The organism is Dietzia sp. IBK-p2-15D, assembly GCF_057773105.1.
Window position 1 is genome coordinate 209,030 of record NZ_JBYMTK010000003.1, and the last position, 19,916, is coordinate 228,945.

A 19,916-nucleotide genomic window follows, 5' to 3' on the forward strand; every position below is an offset into this window, starting at 1 on the left:
TGGTGATCGGTGAGCGCTGACGGTTCGCAAGAGAACTCGGTGTCACTCTTCACGTCCGACGACGTCGCCAGGACGGTGTCCCGCCTGGCACATCAAATCATCGAACGCACCGCTGCGGACGCGCCCGACTCGGGCCCCGTGGTGCTGTTGGGGATCCCCACCCGCGGGGTGCCGCTCGCGGCCCGACTCGCCGAGAGGATCCGTGAATTCAGCGGCGCGGACGTCCACGCCGGGGCCCTCGACGTCACGCTCTACCGCGACGACCTCGCCGGAGGCCCGCACCGGCCGATGAACCCCACGCGGGTCCCATCGGCCGGGATCGACGGCGCGACGGTGATCCTCGTGGATGACGTCCTGTTCTCGGGCCGCACCATCCGGGCGGCGTTCGACGCCCTGCGCGACCTCGGACGACCGGCGCGTGTCCAGCTCGCCGTGCTGGTCGACCGCGGGCATCGTGAACTGCCGATCCGGGCCGACTACGTGGGCAAGAACGTCCCCACCTCCCGCGACGAGGGAGTGTCCGTCCGGCTCACCGAGGTCGACGGGGTCGACGCCGTGGTCCTGCGGCGTCCGGACGCGGAGAGGACGAGATGAAGCATCTGCTCTCGGCCGCCGACCTCGACCGCGACTCGGCCCTGTCCATCCTCGACGAGGCGGAGCGACTCAAGGAGACGCTCCTCGGTCGCGAGGTCCGCAAGCTGCCGACACTGCGGGGCAAGACCGTCCTCACCGTGTTCTACGAGAACTCCACCCGCACGCGCGTGTCGTTCGAGACGGCCGGCAAGTGGATGAGCGCGGACGTCATCAACGTCTCCGCCAGCGCCTCCTCGGTCCAGAAGGGCGAGTCGCTCCGCGACACGGCCCTCACCCTGACCGCCATCGGCGCGGACGCCCTCATCGTGCGCCACCCGGCCTCGGGGTCGGCTCAGCAGATAGCCGGGTGGGTCGCGCCGGGCGGCGTCGGCCCGTCGGTCATCAACGCCGGTGACGGGATGCACGAGCACCCCACCCAGGCCCTGCTCGACGCCATGACACTGCGGGAACGCCTCGGCGGGATAGACGGACGCCGGGTGGTGATCGTCGGGGACATCCTGCACTCGCGCGTCGCCCGGTCCAATGCCCTGTTGCTGTCCACGTTGGGCGCCGAGGTGGTCCTCGTCGCCCCGCCGACCCTGCTCCCGGTGGGCGTCGACGGCTGGCCGGTCCGCGCGTCGACCGACCTCGACGCGGAGTTGGACGGTGCGGACGCCGTCATGATGCTGCGCGTCCAGGCCGAGCGGATGAACGGTGGGTTCTTCCCGTCCGCCCGCGAATACGCGGTGCGCTACGGGCTCGGGCCGACGCGCGCCGCCCGGCTCCGCGACGACGTCGTGGTCCTGCACCCGGGTCCGATGGTCCGTGGGATGGAGATCGGCTTCGACACCGCCGACGCGCCGTCCTCCGCGATCCTCCAGCAGGTCACCAACGGCGTGCACGTGCGCATGTCGGTACTGCTCCACACTCTCGTCACGGCGGAAGGAACCCCCGAGTGAGCGCCCCCCACACACCGACACTGTTGCTACGGCGGGTGCGTCCCTACGGCGAAGGCGACCCGGTCGACGTCCTCGTCCGCGACGGCGTCATCGCCGCGATCGGTCCGGACGCGGGCGAGTCCGTGGACCTGTCCGCGACGGACACCGAGGTCCTCGATCCGGACGGCGCCGTGCTGCTGCCGGGGTTCGTCGACCTGCACACCCACCTCCGCGAACCCGGTCGCGAGGACACCGAGACCATCGCCTCGGGTTCGGCCGCCGCGGCCCGCGGGGGGTACACGGCGGTGTTCGCCATGGCCAACACCCAGCCCCCGCAGGACAACCAGACGGTGACCGACTCGGTCTGGCGGATCGGCCGCGAGGTCGGACTGTGCGACGTGCACCCCGTCGGCGCCGTCACCGTGGGTCTCAAGGGTGAGCAGCTCACCGAGATGGGGCAGATGGCCGCGGGGGAGGCCCGCGTCAGGGTGTTCTCCGACGACGGGATGTGCGTCTACGACCCGCTGGTGATGCGTCGTGCCCTGGAGTACTCGGCCGGATTGGGCGTCCTCATCGCCCAGCACGCCGAGGAACCCCGACTGACCGGCGGCGCCGTGGCCCACGAGGGGCCCAACGCCGCACGCCTGGGACTGACCGGATGGCCGCGGTCGGCGGAGGAGTCGATCGTCGCCCGCGACGCGATCCTGGCCCGCGACGCCGGCGCCCGCGTGCACATCTGCCACGCCTCCACGACCGGCACCGTCGAGCTGCTGCGGTGGGCCAAGGACCAGGGGATCTCGATCACCGCCGAGGTCACCCCGCACCACCTGCTCCTCGACGACTCCCGTCTCGAGACCTACGACGGCGTCTACCGGGTCAATCCGCCACTGCGCGAGGCACACGACACCCTCGCGCTGCGCGAGGCGCTGAGGGCCGGTGTGATCGACTGCGTCGCCACCGACCACGCCCCCCACGCCGCGCAGGAGAAGTGCTGCGAGTTCGCCGCCGCCCGGCCGGGCATGCTCGGACTCGAGACCGCCCTGCCGATCGTCGCCGCCCTGCTGGTCGAGACCGGGGACATGACCTGGCGGGACCTCGCCCGTGTCATGAGCACCCGGCCCGCCGAGATCGCCGGCCTGTCGGACCAGGGGCGACCGATCGCCGTAGGGGAGCCCGCGAACCTTGTCGTCGTCGACCCCGACTCCCCGTGGACCGTCGTCGGTGACGCGCTCGCAAGTCTGTCCGCCAACACCCCCTACGAGGGAATGACATTCGCGGCCAGGGTCGTCGGCACCGTGTACCGGGGCCGCCTGACCACCCGCGACGGAGAGGTACTCGCATGACCCAGGACTACTGGACCGTCATCATCGTCATCGCCGTGCTGCTCACGCTGATCGGCCTGATGACGCTGGGATGGCGGAACCGTAGCCGGTCCCAGGCCGGGCTCTTCGACGAGCTCCCCACCCCGCCCGCCGACCCGGGCGAGATCGTCCTGGGACCGCTGACCGGTGTCTACATCGGCAGCACCATCGCGGGGGACTGGCAGGCCCGGATCGCCCGGCCGCCCCTCGGCCACCGCTCGGCCGGCACCCTGACCGCCCACACCGGCGGGATACGCCTTGAGTTGGCCGACGCCGTCGTGTGGATCCCCCGCACCGACCTCGTCGACGTACGCCGCGCCTCCGCGCTGGCCAACAAGACCGTGCCCGGCGGCGGCATCCTCGTCGCGCGCTGGCAGGTGACGGGCACCGACGGCCGAACGCTCGTCGACTCCGGTTTCCGAGCCGACGACAAGGACACCTACCCCCGCTGGGAGGCGCTGCGCGGAGACGCCGACCCCTCCGACACGCCCACCGACTCCAGCTCCACCACCGAGGAGAACCAGTGACACCGCACAGCCACACGCCCGCGCCGCAGGGGGCCCCGCAGCCCGCCGCGCTCGTCCTCGAGGACGGACGCATCCACCGCGGCACCTCCTTCGGTGCGACCGGCACCACCCTGGGGGAAGCGGTGTTCACCACCGCCATGTCGGGGTACCAGGAGACCCTCACCGACCCCTCCTACTGCCGTCAGATCGTCGTGGCCACCGCCCCCCAGATCGGTAACACCGGCTGGAACGGCGAGGACGGCGAATCCCTCCTCGACGGACAGGTCGGCGGCGGCCGGATCTGGGTCTCCGGTCTCGTCATCCGCGATCTCTCCCGGCGGGCCTCCAACTACCGGTCGCAGCGCACTCTCGAGGCCGAGATGATCGCCCAGGGCATCGTCGGCATCGCCGGGGTCGACACCCGTGCCGTGGTCCGCCACATCAGGGACCTGGGCGCCATGAAGGCCGGCGTCTTCTCGGGCGCGGACCTCACCGACGACGAGTCGATGCTGGCCACCGTCCGGGCGCAGGAGTCCATGGCCGGGGCGTCCCTGTCCGACGAGGTGACCACCGAGACCGCCTACACGGTCGAGCCCGAGGGCGAGACCCGCTTCTCGGTGGCCGCCCTCGACCTGGGGATCAAGTCCAACACGCCCCGCATGCTCGCCGCGCGCGGCGTCCGGGTCCACGTCATCCCGGCCGGGTCGACCCTGCAGGACGTCCTCGACCTCGACGTCGACGGGGTGTTCCTGTCCAACGGGCCGGGCGACCCCGCCACCGCCGACGCCGCCGTCCACCTCACCAAGGAGGTGCTCGGCCAGGGCATCCCCTTCTTCGGCATCTGCTTCGGCAACCAGATCCTCGGCCGTGCCCTGGGACTGGAGACCTACAAGATGCAGTTCGGTCACCGCGGGACCAACATCCCCGTGATCGAGAAGGCCACCGGCGCCGTGGCCATCACCTCCCAGAACCACGGGTTCGCACTCCGCGCCCCCGAGGCCGACACCTGGGAGACACCGTGGGGGACCGCGACGGTCACCCACACCTGTGCCAACGACGGCACCGTCGAGGGCGTCGCCCTGACCGACGGCAGCGCCTTCTCGGTCCAGTACCACCCGGAGGCCGCCGCCGGCCCCCGCGACGCGGCCGACCTCTTCGACCGCTTCGTCAGCCTGCTCGAATCCTCCGACCTCGGCTCCGCAGACTCCAGAAAGGGTTCGAACTGATGCCCCGGCGCACAGACATCAACCACGTCCTCGTCATCGGCTCCGGGCCGATCGTCATCGGCCAGGCCTGCGAGTTCGACTACTCGGGGACCCAGGCGTGCCGCGTCCTGCGGTCGGAGGGCCTGCGCGTGACGCTGGTCAACTCCAACCCGGCCACGATCATGACGGACCCCGAGTTCGCCGACGCGACCTACGTCGAACCCATCACCCCGGAGTTCATCGACAAGATCTTCGCCAAGGAGGCCGCCGAGGGCCATCCCGTCGACGCGGTCCTGGCGACCCTCGGTGGTCAGACCGCCCTCAACGCCGCCATGCAGCTCGACGCCCAGGGCATCCTCGCCAAGTACGACGTGGAGCTCATCGGCGCCGACATCCCCGCCATCAACCGGGGCGAGGACCGGCAGACCTTCAAGGACATCGTGGCCAGCGTGGGCGGCGAGTCCGCCCGCAGCGCCGTGTGCCACACCATGGAGGAGGTCCACGCGACCGTCGCCGAACTCGGGCTGCCCGTCGTGGTCCGGCCGTCGTTCACCATGGGTGGGCTCGGGTCGGGTCTCGCCTTCACCACCGAGGACCTCGAGCGGATCGCGGGCGGCGGGCTCTCGGCCTCGCCCACCGCCAACGTCCTCATCGAGGAGTCCATCCTCGGGTGGAAGGAGTTCGAACTCGAGCTCATGCGCGACAACAAAGACAACGTCGTCGTGGTCTGCTCGATCGAGAACGTCGACGCGCTCGGCGTCCACACCGGCGACTCCGTCACCGTCGCCCCCTCGATGACCCTCACCGACCGCGAGTTCCAGAACATGCGTGACCTCGGCATCGCGATCATCCGTGAGGTCGGCGTGGACACCGGCGGGTGCAACATCCAGTTCGCCATCAACCCGGTCGACGGGCGCCTCGTGGTGATCGAGATGAACCCGCGCGTGTCGCGGTCCTCGGCCCTCGCGTCCAAGGCGACCGGCTTCCCGATCGCCAAGATCGCCGCCCGCCTCGCCATCGGGTACTCGCTCGACGAGATCACCAACGACATCACCGGCGAGACGCCGGCCTGTTTCGAGCCGACGCTCGACTACGTCGTCGTCAAGGCCCCCCGGTTCGCGTTCGAGAAGTTCCCCGAAGCGGACGACACGCTCACCACCACGATGAAGTCCGTCGGTGAGGCGATGAGCCTGGGCCGCAACTACCGGGAGGCCCTCGGCAAGGTCATGCGGTCGCTGGAGACCAAGGCCGCAGGCTTCTGGACCCTGCCCGACGAGGTGATCGCGCCGGGCCGCTCGACCGACCTGTCCGCCGTCCTGGACGACCTGCGCCGCCCCACCGAGGGACGGATGTACGACGTCGAGCTCGCGCTGCGCCTGGGCGCGACGGTGGAGCAGGTGCACGAGGCCTCGGGGATCGACCCCTGGTTCGTCGACGAGGTCGCCGCGCTCGTCGAGTTGCGTCGCGAGATCGTCGACGCCCCCGTCGTCGACGAATCGCTACTGAGGACCGCCAAGCACAACGGGCTGTCCGACGCCCAGATCGCCGCCCTGCGACCGGAGTTCGCCGGCGCCGAGGGCGTGCAGCGACTCCGCCACCGTCTCGGTGTCCGGCCGGTGTACAAGACCGTCGACACCTGCGCCGCGGAGTTCGAGGCCAAGACCCCTTACCACTACTCGACATACGAGCTCGATCCCTCCGCGGAGTCCGAGGTGACCCCGCAGACCGAGCGCGAAAAGGTCATCATCCTGGGCTCCGGACCCAACCGGATCGGCCAGGGCATCGAGTTCGACTACTCGTGCGTCCATGCCGCGCTGACCCTGTCGGAGGCCGGCTACGAGACCGTCATGGTCAACTGCAACCCCGAGACGGTCTCCACGGACTACGACACCGCGGACCGGCTGTACTTCGAGCCGCTGACGTTCGAGGACGTCATGGAGGTCTACCACGCCGAGTCCGAGTCGGGCACCGTGGCGGGCGTCCTGGTCCAGCTGGGTGGACAGACCCCGCTGGGTCTGGCCGCGCAGCTCGAGGACGCCGGGGTGCCGATCGTGGGCACCAGCCCGTCCGCCATCGACCTCGCGGAGAACCGTCGCGAGTTCGGCGAGGTGTTGGCCAGGGCCGGCCTGCCCGCGCCGGCGTTCGGCACCGCGATCAACGCCGAGGAGGCCACGACGATCGCGGCCGACATCGGGTACCCGGTGCTCGTCCGCCCCTCGTACGTCCTCGGTGGCCGGGGAATGGAGATCGTCTACGACGAGTCCGCCCTGCGGTCGTACATCGGCCGTGCCACCGAGATCAGCCCCGATCGCCCCGTGCTGGTCGACCGGTTCCTGGACGACGCCGTGGAGATCGATGTCGACGTCCTGTGCGACGGCACGGAGGTCTACCTCGGCGGCGTCATGGAGCACATCGAGGAGGCCGGCGTGCACTCCGGCGACTCGGCGTGTGCGCTGCCGCCCATCACCCTCGGCCAGGACGACATCGACCGTGTCCGGCGCTCGAGCGAGGCCCTCGCCTTCGGCATCGGGGTCAAGGGACTGATGAACGTCCAGTACGCCATCAAGGACGACATCCTCTACGTGCTCGAGGCCAACCCCCGTGCCAGCCGCACGGTGCCGTTCGTCTCGAAGGCCACCGGCGTCCACCTGGCGAAGGCCTGTGCGCGGATCATGATGGGCGAGTCCATCGCCGAGCTGCGTGCCGACGGTCTGCTCCCGTCCGACCGCGACGGCGGGTCCCTGCCCGCGGACGCCCCCGTCGCCGTCAAGGAGGCGGTCCTGCCGTTCAACCGCTTCCGCACCCCGGCCGGCGACACCGTCGACTCCCTGCTCAGCCCCGAGATGAAGTCCACCGGTGAGGTCATGGGGATCGGCCCCGACTTCGCCGTCGCCTTCGCCAAGGCCCAGCTCGCGGCAGAGGGGGTGCTGCCCACCTCGGGGACGGCGTTCGTCTCGGTCGCCAACCGGGACAAGCGCTCGATGGTGTTCCCGGCGCAGCGGCTCGCCGCGCTCGGGTTCACGGTGCTGGCCACCGAGGGCACCGCGCTCATGCTGCGCCGGTACGGGATCGCCTGCGAGACGGTCGCCAAGCTCACCGAGTCCGGCACCGGCCCGGTGGACGCCGATGGCAACCCTGTCCGGACGATCGTCGACCGCATCAACGCCGATGAGGTGGACCTCATCCTCAACATCGCCTCCTCGACCGGGGGTACCCGGGCCGACGGGCACGAGATCCGGTCGTCCGCGATCTCGCGCCGGGTCCCGTGCATCACCACCGTCCAGGGCGCCACGGCCGCGGTACACGGCATCGAGGCGATGCGTCGCGGGGATGTCGGCGTGAGCCCGCTGCAGCAACTGCACTCGGGACTCGCCGCGCGATGACCGGTTCCGACACCCGGGCCCCCTTCGGTCGGCGGCTCCGCTCCGCCATCACCGAGAGGGGCAACCTGTGCGTGGGGATCGATCCCCACCCCGCACTGCTCCGCTCATGGGGGCTCGGGACGGACGCGAACGGCGTCGCGGAGTTCTCCCGTCGGTCGCTGGACGCGTTCGCGGACCTGGTGCCCGCGGTCAAGCCCCAGGTCGCGTTCTTCGAGGAATACGGATCGACCGGGCTCGCCGTGCTCGAGGAGGTCCTGGCCGCCGTGGGGCAGGCAGGCGCCCTGTCGGTGGCCGACGCCAAGCGGGGGGACATCGGGTCCACGATGGCGGGGTACGCGAGGGCGTGGCTCCGCGACGGCTCACCCCTCGCCTGCGACGCGCTCACGGTGTCGCCGTATCTCGGGGTGGGGGCACTCGAGCCCGCCTTCGAGATGGCCGCCGAGACCGGTCGGGGCCTGTTCGTGCTCGCCCGGACCTCCAACCCCGAGGCCGGGCCCCTGCAGGGCTCGGCGGGCCCCACCGGCACGGTCGCCCAGTCCGTCGTCGACGAGGTGGCCCTCCGGAACGCGGGCGCCGGGGATGATGCACCGGGGTCCTTCGGCGTGGTCGTCGGGGCGACGGTGACCGACCCCCCGAGGCTCGACGAGCTCTCCGGCCCGGTCCTCATGCCCGGGGTGGGGGAGCAGGGCGGCACCCTCGCCGACGTCCGCAGGATCGCCGGGCCCGCGCTCCCGCTCACCCTGGTCAACGTCTCGCGGCACGTGCTGCGCGCCGGGCCGGACGTCGACGCGATGCGCGCGACGGTCGTCGAACTCGCCGCACAGTACAGGTTCTCCGACGACTCCTGAGTCACCGCGTTCCACACGGGTGTACCGGCGTCCCACCGGTGACGGCCGCCCGGAGCCGGGCTCGCGGGAATCGGGCGGTTCGCGTCGCGCCCCCGGACGGGCGGCGCTAGGGTGCCATACAACCTCGAACCGTCAATGCGCAGATCAGACGGGGTGCCACAGCGGGACCCCGTCTGGTACCCGGCCGGTCGGCCGCGTACTGTTGCTGAGGTCATCAGGCCCGGAGCCGTGGAAGTCCCCCTCGGGGGCGGCGGAACCGCCCGGGTACGGTGAACACGAGGGAGCGCCCGCTCCCGGAGGTGTTCCGCAGCCCGCGGACGCGCCGGGGCCGGTCACCGCACACCAGGCGGGGGTGTCCTACGGTGGACATCCGCGTGAGTCATGAGACACACACGAACGAGACGGAGGAATTGTGGCCCTTCCCCAGTTGACCGATGAGCAGCGCGCTGCTGCTCTGGAGAAGGCGGCTGCCGCCCGTCGCGCCCGGGCTGAGCTCAAGGAGCGCCTGAAGCGTGGCGGCACCGACCTCAAGCAGGTGCTCAAGGATGCCGAGAGCGACGAGATCCTCGGCAAGATGAAGGTCTCGGCGCTGCTCGAGGCCCTGCCCAAGGTCGGCAAGGTCAAGGCTCAGGAGATCATGACCGAGCTCGAGATCGCGCCGACGCGTCGTCTGCGTGGTCTCGGTGACCGCCAGCGTCGCGCACTGCTCGAGCGGTTCGACTTCACGGTCGACTGATCGACGCATGAACACACCGTCATCCGGGGCCACCCCGGAGACGACGGCGAAGAGGGGCCGGCTGATCGTCTTGGCCGGCCCCTCCGCCGTCGGGAAATCAACCGTCGTCGCCCGTCTCCGCGAGTGCGTCCCCGACCTCTACTTCAGCGTGTCGATGACCACACGGGACCCGAGGCCCGGGGAGGTCGACGGCCGCGACTACTACTTCGTGTCCACCGAGGACTTCCGGAAAGCGGTATCCGAGGGTCGGATGTTGGAGTGGGCGGAGATCCACCGCGGCCTGCAGCTCTCCGGGACCCCCGCCGATCCGGTGCACCGCGCGCTCGAGGCGGGACGACCGGTCCTCATCGAGGTGGACCTCGCCGGGGTGCGCCAGATCCGCGAGTCGATCCCGGAGGGCAGGACCGTGTTCCTCGCCCCGCCGTCGTGGGAGGAACTCGAGGTCCGGCTGCGTGGCCGGGGCACCGAACCGCAGGACGTGGTGGGCCGCCGACTCGAGACCGCGAAGGTCGAGATGGAGGCCCGCGGAGAGTTCGACGAGGTCGTCGTCAACGACGAACTCGAAAAGGCCGTGGACGAGTTGGTATCATTGCTGGTCGGCCGCGACTAGCGGCGAGCCCAGCGTCACCAGGGTGTCATCGACGACACCGACCCCAGGCAGTACCCCAGAGGAGAACCCATAGTGGCCACCACCGAAGCCGCAGCGGCCACCCCGCTGTACGACACCCCGATCGGCATCACGAACCCCCCGATCGACGAGCTGCTCGAGCGGGCGTCCTCGAAGTACGCACTCGTGATCTTCGCCGCCAAGCGGGCGCGCCAGATCAACTCGTACTACAACCAGATCGAGGAGGGCATCCTCGAGTACGTCGGCCCGCTGGTCGACCCGGGGCTGCACGAGAAGCCCCTGACCATCGCGCTGCGTGAGCTGCACTCCGACCTGCTCGATTGCGCCGAGGGCGAGTGAGCCCCTCCGGGGACGACATGCGCGGCCCGCGCGTCGTCGTCGGAGTCGGCGGCGGGATCGCCGCCTACAAAGCATGTGGCCTCATCCGGTTGCTCACCGAGTCCGGATGCCACGTCGACGTCGTCCCCACAGAGGCGGCCCTGCGATTCGTCGGGTCCGCCACCTTCGAGGCGCTGTCCGGGAACCCGGTCTCCACCGGGGTGTTCTCGGACGTGCCCTCGGTCCGCCACGTCGCCCTCGGGCAACGGGCGGACCTCGTCGTCGTCGCTCCCGCCACCGCGGACCTGCTGGCCCGCGCGGCGAGCGGGCGCGCCGACGATCTCCTCACCTCCACACTCCTCACCGCGCGGTGCCCGGTGCTCCTCGCCCCGGCCATGCACACCGAGATGTGGGAGCACCCCGCGACGCGTCGCAACGTCGACACCCTCCGGGGCGACGGCATCTACGTCATGCCGCCGGCGTCCGGCCGGCTCACCGGCGCCGACACCGGCGCGGGGCGTCTACCGGAGCCCGCCGACATCGCGCGGTTGGCCCGGCTCCTCCTCGACGGCGGATCACTGCCGTGGGACCTCGCCGACAAGCGCATCGTCGTCACCTCCGGAGGTACCCGTGAGGAGATCGACCCCGTGCGCTTCCTCGGTAACCGCAGCTCGGGCAAGCAGGGCCACGCGATCGCCGCGGTGGCCGCTGCCCGGGGTGCCAGGGTGACCCTGGTGACGTCCTCCGATCTGCCGACCCCGCCCGCCGTCGAGGTCGTCCACATCGAGTCCGCCCTCGAACTGCGGGAGCAGACCCTGCGCGCAGCGGCCCGGGCGGACGTGGTCGTCAAGGCCGCCGCCGTCGCCGACTTCCGGCCCACCGACGTCTCCGACTCCAAGCTCAAGAAGGGCAGCGGATCGGAGCCCGCGGAGATCCGCCTCCGGCGGAACCCGGACATCCTCGCCGACCTGGTCTCCGCGCGTGCGGCGGGGGACGTCCCGGCCGACTGCGTGCTCGTGGGTTTCGCCGCCGAGACCGGGGACGCGTCGGGCACGGTCCTCGAGCACGGCCGCGCCAAGCTCGCCCGGAAGGGGTGCGACCTCCTCGTCGTCAACGAGGTGGGACGGGACACCACCTTCGGACAGGACGTCAACGGCGGCTGGATCCTCGACTCGGGCGGCGGCGAGACGGCCCTCGAGCGCGCCAGCAAGGACCTCCTGGCCGACCGTCTACTCGACGCGATCGTGGGGATCGCTCGCGGGCGGACCGGGCGGAGTGACGCAGACCGCACCGACTAGTCTGTCCCCACGCGATCGGCAACGATCACACGCGATCCCACCATGGAAGAGAGAACCACTGTGACGCAGGCACGTCGGCTGTTCACCAGCGAGTCCGTGACCGAGGGGCATCCGGACAAGATCTGTGACGCGATCTCAGATTCGATCCTGGACGCGATGCTGGAGCAGGACCCGGCGGCCCGGGTGGCCGTGGAGACGATGGTCACCACCGGCATGGTCCACGTGGCCGGCGAGGTCAAGACCACCGGTTACGTGGAGATCCCGCAGCTCATCCGCGACAAGATCGTCGAGATCGGTTACGACTCCTCGGACAAGGGTTTCGACGGCGTCTCCTGCGGCGTGTCGATCTCGATCGGGCAGCAGTCGCCGGAGATCGCCCAGGGCGTGGACACCTCCCACGAGGCCCGCACCTCCACCGACTCGGTCGAGGACGCCATCGCCCGCCAGGGTGCCGGCGACCAGGGCCTGATGTTCGGCTACGCCTGCTCGGACACCCCCGAGCTCATGCCACTGCCCATCGCGCTGGCCCACCGCCTCTCGCGGCGGCTGACCGAGGTGCGCAAGGACGGCACGCTGGCCTACCTGCGCCCGGACGGCAAGACCCAGGTCACCATCGAGTACGACGGCGACCGCGCGGTCCGACTGGACACCATCGTCATCTCCACCCAGCACGCCGACGGCATCGACCTGGAGACCACCCTGCGCGACGACCTCACGCAGCACGTGATCGACCCGGTCCTGGCCGAGGCCGCCGGTGGGATCGACACCGCCGACTTCCGACTGCTGGTCAACCCGACCGGCCGGTTCGTGCTCGGCGGCCCGATGGGCGACGCCGGCCTGACCGGACGCAAGATCATCGTCGACACCTACGGCGGCATGGCCCGCCACGGTGGCGGCGCGTTCTCCGGCAAGGACCCGTCGAAGGTGGACCGCTCCGCCGCCTACGCCATGCGCTGGGTCGCCAAGAACATCGTCGCCGCCGGCCTGGCCGAGCGCGTCGAGGTCCAGGTCGCCTACGCCATCGGCAAGGCCGCCCCGGTCGGACTGTTCGTCGAGGCGTTCGGCACCGAGAAGGTCGACATCGACCGGCTCCAGCAGGCGGTGACCGAGGTGTTCGACCTGCGGCCCGGTGCGATCATCCGCGACCTGGACCTCAAGCGTCCGATCTACGCCCCCACGGCCGCCTACGGACACTTCGGCCGCACCGACATCGACCTGCCCTGGGAGCGCACCGACCGCGTCGACGAACTCAAGCAGGCCGCCGGACTCTGACGCCGTCACCCCGTGTGTCGTAGCGGGGTGCGAGTATTCCGGACGTGACCACCACGCGCCCAGCGACCCGGGTCGCGGCGGCCGATGCCCCCGTGGCCCGGGTCCTGCCGTTGCTCGGGGTCTTCCATCTCGACCGGGAGTTCGACTACCTGGTCCCCGAGTCCCTCTCCGCCGAGGCGGTCCCGGGGGTGCGGGTGCGGGTGAGGTTCGCCGGGCGGCTGGTCGACGGTTTCCTCGTCGAGCGGCGCGCGCAGACCGATCACCAGGGGGAACTCGCCTGGCTTGAGCGGGTCGTGTCACCCGAGCCCGTCCTCACCCCGGACGTGCTCCGGTTGGTCGACCTGGTCGCACGGCGGTGGGTGGGTATGCGCTCGGACGTGATCCGGTTGGCGATCCCGCCGCGCCACGCCGCCGCCGAGAAGTCCGTTCCCGAGCCGGGGCCGCCTCTGGGGGTGTCGGTGGGGCCGGTAGAGATGCCGGAGGGGTGGGGCGACCACCCGATGGTCGCGAGGTTCCTCGAGGCCGCGACCGGCGCCGTCCCCGCCCGCGGGGTGTGGACGGTCCCGCCGGGACGGGACTGGGCCGGTGCCCTGGCGACCCTCGCCGACTCACTGCGTCGTCGTGGACTCCAGGTCCTCCTGATCGTCCCAGACCAGCGGGACGTCGACCGCCTCACCGCGGCCTGTCGCGAGGTCGTCGGCGGCGGCGCGGCCGGTCGGGACCTCGTCACGGATCTGTCCGCCGGGGTCGGGCCGTCCGCCCGGTACCGACGCTGGTTGCGGGCGATCCGCGGCCACGCCCGGATCGTCGTGGGCACCCGGAGCGCGGTCTTCGCCCCCCTGCCCGAGCTCGGGCTCATCGTGCTGCACGACGACGGGGACGACTCGTTCGTCGAGCCGCGCGCCCCGTACCCCCACACGCGTGACGTCGCCGCGCAGCGATCGGCCCTCGAGGGGGTACCCCTGTTGCTGTCGTCGGTGGACCGGACCCCCGAGGTCGCCGAGTACGTCCGCTCCGGGTGGGCACACGAGATCCGCCCGCGCCCCGGACTGACCCGCGAGCTCGCGCCCCGCGTGGTCGCCGTGACCGACGCCGACCCTGTGCAGGCCCGCGATGTGGCGGGGGGTCGCACGCGGTTGCCCGCCGTGGCCTTGACGATGGCCCGGGAAGCGATCGACGTGGACGCCCCGGTCCTCGTACAGGTGCCCCGCAAGGGGTACATCCCCACGCTGCTGTGTGGGTCGTGCCGGACCCCGGCGCGGTGTCGCCGGTGCAACGGCCCGCTCCGCGCCGGGCGGATGGACGAGGTCCACGGACCGGTGGAGCTGGCGTGCGGGTGGTGCGGGGCCCCTGAGCCGAGCTTCCGCTGCGTGGCCTGCGGATCGCGGGCGCTGCGGGCCGGGGTGGTGGGGGCAGGCCGCACCGCGGAAGAGCTGGGCCGGATGTTCCCCGGTGTCCGGATCCGCACGAGCGGGGGAGGGGAGATCCTGGACACCGTGCCGGCGAGCCCGGCGATCATCGTGACCACCCCGGGAGCGGAACCCGTCGCCGAGGGCGGGTACGGGGCCGCACTGCTCCTGGACTCGTGGGCGCTTCTCGGCCGACCCGACCTGCGGGCCGTCCAGCACGCCCTGCGCCTGTGGATCGGGGCGGCCGGTCTCGTCCGTCCCGCCGACGAGGGGGGCAGGGTGTTCCTGTCCGCCGAATCCGAGTCCGCGGTCGCCCAGGCGCTGGTCCGGTGGGATCCGCAGGGCTGGGCGGAGCGCGAACTCGCGGACCGCGCCGAGGTCGGGTTCCCGCCGGCGGTGCACATGATCGCGGTCGACGGGCCGGCCGCCGCGCTCGCCGAGGTCCTCGAGGACTTCCGCCTCACGGACCGTGTCGAGGTACTGGGTCCGGTGGATCTGCCCGCCGGGGAGGAGCTCCCTGGTCATGACGAGGTGGAGGACCCGGAGCGTGTGCTGTTCCGGGTGCCCCCGCCCGTCCTCGCCGAGGTCGCGGCAGAGCTCCGGGCACTGGTCCTCCGGCGCTCCGGACGCCGCCACAGCCACTCGGTCCGGGTTCGTCTGGACCCCGTCCACATCGGTTGACCGCCCCGCCGTGCGTCCGGCCGACCGCCGACGACGGCGCACGCCGACGGAGCGCCTAGAATGGCCGTTCAGCACCGACGCCTGCCAGGAGACCCGATACGCATGTCCGTCCATCCCGTCCGGCTCTTCGGCGACCCGGTCCTCCGGACCCCCGCCGACCCCGTCACCTCCTTCGACGACAGGCTGGCACGCACCGTGGCGGACCTCATGGACACCGTCGCGCACGAGGAGGGCGCCGGGCTCGCGGCGCCCCAGATCGGGTTGTCCACCCGCGTGTTCGTCTACAGCTGCGGCGGGCGGGAGGGTCACCTGGTCAATCCCGAGTGGGAGCCGATCGGCGAGGAGAAGACCCACGTCAACGAGGGCTGCCTGTCCATCCCCGGGATCTCACTGCCCACGGAGCGGTTCGCCCGCGTCCGGGCCCGCGGAGTCGACGTGCACGGCGAGCCCGTCAGCTTCGAGGCCGAGGACATCCTCGCCCGCGCCGTCCAGCATGAGACCGACCACCTGGACGGGGTGCTGTTCCTGCAACGCCTCACCCCGGAGCGCCGACGCGAGGCGATGGCCGAGGTCCGCTCGGCCAGCTGGTTCGGCAGCGCCGCGGTCAGCGGCGGCGTCATCTACGACACGCTCTCCGACGCGATGGCGGTGAGGTGAGAAGTGCGTCTCGTCTTCGCCGGCACCCCGGAGGTCGCCGTCCCGTCCCTGCAGGCGCTGCTCGACAGTGACCGTCACGAGGTCGTCGCCGTCGTCTCGCGTCCCGACGCCCGCACCGGCCGCGGTCGGGGACTGTCCCGCAGCCCCGTGGCGGCCGCGGCCTGCGCCGCGGGCATCGAGGTCCTCACCCCGCCGAACGCCCGCGACCCCGAGTTCGCGGAGCGACTGCGCGCGCTGGCACCCGACGCGGTGCCGGTGGTCGCCTACGGCCACCTCGTTCCGCGCCCCGTCCTCGACATCCCCACCCACGGGTGGATCAACCTGCACTTCTCCCTGCTCCCCGCATGGCGGGGGGCCGCCCCGGTCAACGCCGCCGTCGCCGCCGGTGACGAGGTCACCGGCGCGACGACGTTCCTGCTGGACGAGGGCATGGACACCGGCCCGGTGCTGGGGACGATGACCGAGACCGTCCGGCCCCGCGACACGGCCGGTGACCTGCTCGGCCGACTCGCCGTGTCCGGCGCCGGGCTGCTGGCGGCGACACTGGACGGGATCGAGACGGGAGAGCTCCGCGCTGTTCCCCAACCGGCCGACGGCGCCTCCCATGCACCGAAGCTCACGGTCGACGACGCGCGGGTGCGATGGAGTGATCCCGCCCTGGCCGTCGACCGGCACATCCGGTCGGTCACCCCGGCGCCGGGGGCCTGGACGACCCTCGGCGGCGAACGGGTGAAGATCGGCTCGGCCCGCCCTGCCGAGGATCCACCCACGGACCTCGGGCCCGGCCTCATCTCGTGGGACAAGCGGTCGTTCCTCGTGGGCACCGCGACGGTACCGATGGCGATCGAGACCATCCAGCCCCCCGGCAAGAAGATGATGAACGCACTGGACTGGGTGCGCGGCGCCCGCCTCGACGAGGGCGCGGTGTTCGAGTGAGCGCCGACGACCGACAGGGCCGCGGACAGGGGCCCGATTCCCGCCGCGGGGGCGGACAGGGACGCCCGAAGAGCGGTGGAGGAAACCGCCCGCAGTCGGACCGCCGGCGACGTCCGGACTCCCGTCCGCAGAAACAGCAGAAGCAGCAGAAGCAGCCCCGTCCCGACGCCAGGACCGTCGCGCTGGCGGTCATGGCGGCCGTGCGGGAACGCGCCGCCTACGCCAACCTGGCCCTGCCGGCGGAACTGCGCCGCGCCAAGCTGGACACACGCGACGCGGCGCTGGCCACGGAGTTGACCTACGGCACGCTCCGCGCACAGGGACTGCTCGACCGGGTGATCGTGCTCGCGGCGTCCCGGCCCGTCGAGGAGATCGATCCGCCGGTCCTCGATCTCGTGCGGCTGGGCGCCTACCAGCTGCTGTTCACCCGGATCGGTGCGCACGCCGCCGTCGACACCGCCGTCGAGGCCGCGCGCACCGCCGGCCTGGGCCGGGCGGGCGGGTTCGTCAACGCGGTCCTCCGCAAGGTCGCCGCCCGCGACCTCGACTCCTGGGTCGACGCGCTGCGCGACGGTGTGACCGACCCCGTGGCCCGGATGGCCATCGGCACCGCGCACCCGGAGTGGATCGCCCGAGCGTTCGCGGACTCGCTCGGCGCCGCCGCCGGAGAGCTTCCCGAGTTGCTCGCCGCCGACGACGCCCGGCCGAAGGTCCACCTGGCCGCCCGCCCCGGTGCAATCACGGGCGAGGAACTGGCACTGATCACCGGCGGTACGGAGGGTGAGCTGTCCCCGTACGCGGTCCACCTGGACTCCGGGGACCCCGGAACGCTCGACGCCGTACGAGAAGGGCTCGCGGCGGTCCAGGACGAGGGCAGCCAGCTCGTGGCGCTGGCCGCCGCCCGCGCCCCCCTGACCGGTCCGGACTCCGGGAGGTGGCTCGATCTCGCCGCGGGGCCCGGCGGTAAGGCGGTCCTGCTGGGCGCGCTGGCGGAGATCGAGCAGGCGACGCTCACCGGGGTGGAGATCTCCGAGCACCGCGCCGACCTGGTCCGCGGCGCGACCAAGGACCTGCCGGTGACCGTGCACACGGCAGACGGACGCGACCCGGGTCTGGAGCCGGGGTTCGACAGGGTATTACTCGACGCCCCGTGTTCCGGCCTCGGCGCACTCCGCCGTCGACCCGAGGCGCGGTGGCGCAAGACCGCCGCCGACATCCCGGGCCTGGTCACGCTCCAGCGCGAACTCCTCGAGTCGGCCCTGCGTCTGGTCCGACCGGGCGGGGTGGTGCTGTACGCGACCTGCTCGCCCCACCTCTCGGAGACAGTGTCGGTCATCCGCGAAGCCGCCCGGCGTGACGACGTCGAACTCCTCGACGTGCGTGACATCCTCGCGGAGGTGGTCGGCCGTCCGGTCGACGGACTGGGCGACGGCCCGTGGGTGCAGCTGTGGCCGCACCGGCACGGCACAGACGCGATGTTCATGGCGGCACTACGACGGGGTCACGATGCGTGAGGATGCGCAGTTCAGCTCGCACGGGGTTCGGTGCTCGGCCTGGGTCTATCGCCCGGACGCGCCGTCGGACGGCCCTGCGAGCCCGGCACCTGCCATCGTCATGGCACACGGCTTCGGGTGCATCCGGGACCTGCGCCTACCCGCGTACGCCGAGCGATTCCGGGACGCGGGCTTCGTCGTGGTGGTCTTCGACTACCGGCATTTCGGAGCCAGCGACGGACAACCCCGGCAACTCCTCGACATCGGCCGCCAACTCGACGACTGGCGGTCCGCGCTGGCCTTCACCCGGTCGCTGCCCGGCGTCGATCCGGATCGCGTCATCGCGTGGGGCACGTCGTTCTCTGGAGGTCACGTCCTCACCCTCGCCGGCACGGGGGAGCGGCTGGCGGGAGTCATCGCCCAGGTCCCCCACGTGAGCGGTCCGGCCGCGGTCCGGGCGACGGGGCTCGCCGCGGCGCTCCGACTCGGCCCGGCCATCCTCGACGACCTGTGGCGCTCGCTCCGGCGTCGCGAACCCCGGTACGTGCGTCTCGTCGGACGACCGGGGGACACGGCGGTCATGACGAGTCCGGACGCCGATCCCGCGGTGGATCGGCTCGCGGCCGACTCGGGGCTATTCCGCAGTGAATTCCGCGACGACGTCGCGGCACGGATCCTGGCACGGATCGGCTTCTACTCGCCGATGCGGCACACGCGGCGGATCACCTGCCCGACGCTGGTGCAGATCGCGACGGAGGACGCCATCACCCCCGCGGCGACCGCGCGTCGGGCCGCGGAGCGGATTCCGGGCGGCCTGTACCTGGAGTACCCGTGCGAGCACTTCGACCCCTACGTCGAGCCGCACTTCGAGCGCATCGTCGCCGACCAGCTCGAGTTCCTGACCTCGGTCACCGGCTCCGTCGACTGACCGGTCCGTGGGCCGCCGTCCCATGTCGGCGGAGCAGCCCGGACGGGCCCGCCTAGACTGGTCGTCATGTCGTACCAGCCGCTCATCGCGCCGTCGATCCTGTCCGCCGACTTCGCCCGTCTGGACCGCGAGATCGAGCGCATCCCGTCCGCCGACTGGATCCACGTGGACGTCATGGACGGTCACTTCGTGCCCAACCTGTCCTTCGGTGCGCCGGTCGCGAAGGCGGTCGGGAAGGTCACGGACAAGCCGATGGACTGCCATCTCATGATCACCGACCCGGCGCGCTGGGTCGGTGACTACGTGGACGCCGGCGCGTTCAACGTCACCTTCCACGTGGAGGCCACCGACGACCCGAAGGCCGTCGCCGACCTGCTGCACGCCAAGGGGTGCAAGGCGGGTATCTCCATCAAGCCCGGGACCGCCGTCGAGCCGTACCTCGACCTGCTCGACCACGTGGACCTGGTCCTGGTGATGAGTGTCGAGCCAGGCTTCGGCGGCCAGAAGTTCATGCCCGGGGTGTTGGACAAGGTCCGCACGCTGCGCGCCGAGATAGACCGCCGTGGCCTCGACGTGCACATCCAGATCGACGGTGGCATCGACGCGGGGACGATCGCCGAGTGCGCGGCGGCGGGGTGCGACGTGTTCGTGGCCGGTTCGGCCGTCTACGGTGCCCCGGATCCCGACGCGATGATCGGGACCCTGCGCTCCGGGGCCCTCGCCGCGCGGGCGTGACGGTGCCGGAC

The 19,916-nt window shown here is 71.7% G+C and carries 18 protein-coding genes; all 18 read left to right on the plus strand.

From position 1 onward, the window contains the following. Window positions 1-9: 9 nt before the first annotated feature. On the plus strand, window positions 10-594 hold the full coding sequence (gene pyrR, locus AC3DEV_RS06240) for a bifunctional pyr operon transcriptional regulator/uracil phosphoribosyltransferase PyrR (protein ID WP_067717941.1): 585 nt from the start codon (window positions 10-12) through the stop codon (window positions 592-594). Further along, window positions 591-1,532 (plus strand): aspartate carbamoyltransferase catalytic subunit, encoded by a 942-nt coding sequence (locus tag AC3DEV_RS06245; protein WP_067717943.1) that lies wholly within the window; start codon window positions 591-593, stop codon window positions 1,530-1,532. The genes pyrR and AC3DEV_RS06245 overlap by 4 nt, the downstream gene beginning before the upstream one ends. Beyond that, window positions 1,529-2,854, plus strand: coding sequence for a dihydroorotase (locus AC3DEV_RS06250; RefSeq protein ID WP_488371592.1), 1,326 nt, complete (start codon window positions 1,529-1,531; stop codon window positions 2,852-2,854). Before AC3DEV_RS06245 ends, AC3DEV_RS06250 begins: the two co-directional genes overlap by 4 nt. Further along, window positions 2,851-3,399 (plus strand): PH-like domain-containing protein, encoded by a 549-nt coding sequence (locus AC3DEV_RS06255; RefSeq protein ID WP_154827523.1) that lies wholly within the window; start codon window positions 2,851-2,853, stop codon window positions 3,397-3,399. The genes AC3DEV_RS06250 and AC3DEV_RS06255 overlap by 4 nt, the downstream gene beginning before the upstream one ends. Continuing rightward, complete coding sequence (gene carA, locus AC3DEV_RS06260) at window positions 3,396-4,604, plus strand: glutamine-hydrolyzing carbamoyl-phosphate synthase small subunit (RefSeq protein ID WP_488371593.1); 1,209 nt, start codon at window positions 3,396-3,398, stop codon at window positions 4,602-4,604. Before AC3DEV_RS06255 ends, carA begins: the two co-directional genes overlap by 4 nt. Continuing rightward, complete coding sequence (gene carB / locus AC3DEV_RS06265) at window positions 4,604-7,966, plus strand: carbamoyl-phosphate synthase large subunit (protein ID WP_488371594.1); 3,363 nt, start codon at window positions 4,604-4,606, stop codon at window positions 7,964-7,966. Before carA ends, carB begins: the two co-directional genes overlap by 1 nt. Further along, a complete protein-coding gene (gene pyrF, locus AC3DEV_RS06270; protein ID WP_488371595.1) occupies window positions 7,963-8,814 on the plus strand; it encodes an orotidine-5'-phosphate decarboxylase in 852 nt (283 codons plus the stop codon). The genes carB and pyrF overlap by 4 nt, the downstream gene beginning before the upstream one ends. A 412-nt stretch (window positions 8,815-9,226) precedes the next feature. Further along, window positions 9,227-9,550 (plus strand): integration host factor, actinobacterial type, encoded by a 324-nt coding sequence (mihF, locus tag AC3DEV_RS06275; protein WP_007631925.1) that lies wholly within the window; start codon window positions 9,227-9,229, stop codon window positions 9,548-9,550. 7 nt (window positions 9,551-9,557) lie between these two features. Continuing rightward, window positions 9,558-10,160 (plus strand): guanylate kinase, encoded by a 603-nt coding sequence (gmk, locus tag AC3DEV_RS06280; protein WP_096905428.1) that lies wholly within the window; start codon window positions 9,558-9,560, stop codon window positions 10,158-10,160. Window positions 10,161-10,232: 72 nt separating this feature from the next. Continuing rightward, a complete protein-coding gene (gene rpoZ / locus AC3DEV_RS06285) occupies window positions 10,233-10,517 on the plus strand; it encodes a DNA-directed RNA polymerase subunit omega (protein WP_061228655.1) in 285 nt (94 codons plus the stop codon). Next, entirely contained in the window at window positions 10,514-11,794 is a 1,281-nt protein-coding gene (gene coaBC, locus AC3DEV_RS06290) for a bifunctional phosphopantothenoylcysteine decarboxylase/phosphopantothenate--cysteine ligase CoaBC (protein WP_488371596.1), read from the plus strand. The genes rpoZ and coaBC overlap by 4 nt, the downstream gene beginning before the upstream one ends. Window positions 11,795-11,836: 42 nt before the next feature. After that, complete coding sequence (metK, locus tag AC3DEV_RS06295; protein WP_096905429.1) at window positions 11,837-13,066, plus strand: methionine adenosyltransferase; 1,230 nt, start codon at window positions 11,837-11,839, stop codon at window positions 13,064-13,066. 44 nt (window positions 13,067-13,110) lie between these two features. Continuing rightward, window positions 13,111-15,156, plus strand: a complete 2,046-nt coding sequence (locus tag AC3DEV_RS06300) for a primosomal protein N' (RefSeq protein ID WP_488371597.1) — start codon at window positions 13,111-13,113, stop codon at window positions 15,154-15,156. Window positions 15,157-15,258: 102 nt separating this feature from the next. Next, entirely contained in the window at window positions 15,259-15,813 is a 555-nt protein-coding gene (gene def, locus AC3DEV_RS06305) for a peptide deformylase (RefSeq protein WP_488371598.1), read from the plus strand. A 3-nt stretch (window positions 15,814-15,816) separates the two neighbouring features. Then, window positions 15,817-16,749, plus strand: a complete 933-nt coding sequence (gene fmt / locus AC3DEV_RS06310) for a methionyl-tRNA formyltransferase (RefSeq protein ID WP_069389340.1) — start codon at window positions 15,817-15,819, stop codon at window positions 16,747-16,749. Continuing rightward, window positions 16,746-18,263 carry an RsmB/NOP family class I SAM-dependent RNA methyltransferase gene (locus AC3DEV_RS06315; RefSeq protein ID WP_472981407.1) on the plus strand — a complete coding sequence of 506 codons (1,518 nt, stop codon included), beginning with the start codon at window positions 16,746-16,748 and terminating at the stop codon, window positions 18,261-18,263. Before fmt ends, AC3DEV_RS06315 begins: the two co-directional genes overlap by 4 nt. Next, window positions 18,256-19,170: an alpha/beta hydrolase gene (locus AC3DEV_RS06320; protein ID WP_472981408.1), complete on the plus strand. Its 915-nt coding sequence runs from the start codon at window positions 18,256-18,258 to the stop codon at window positions 19,168-19,170. Before AC3DEV_RS06315 ends, AC3DEV_RS06320 begins: the two co-directional genes overlap by 8 nt. A gap of 66 nt (window positions 19,171-19,236) precedes the next feature. Beyond that, on the plus strand, window positions 19,237-19,905 hold the full coding sequence (gene rpe / locus AC3DEV_RS06325; protein WP_206473322.1) for a ribulose-phosphate 3-epimerase: 669 nt from the start codon (window positions 19,237-19,239) through the stop codon (window positions 19,903-19,905). The last annotated feature ends 11 nt before the right edge of the window (window positions 19,906-19,916 follow it).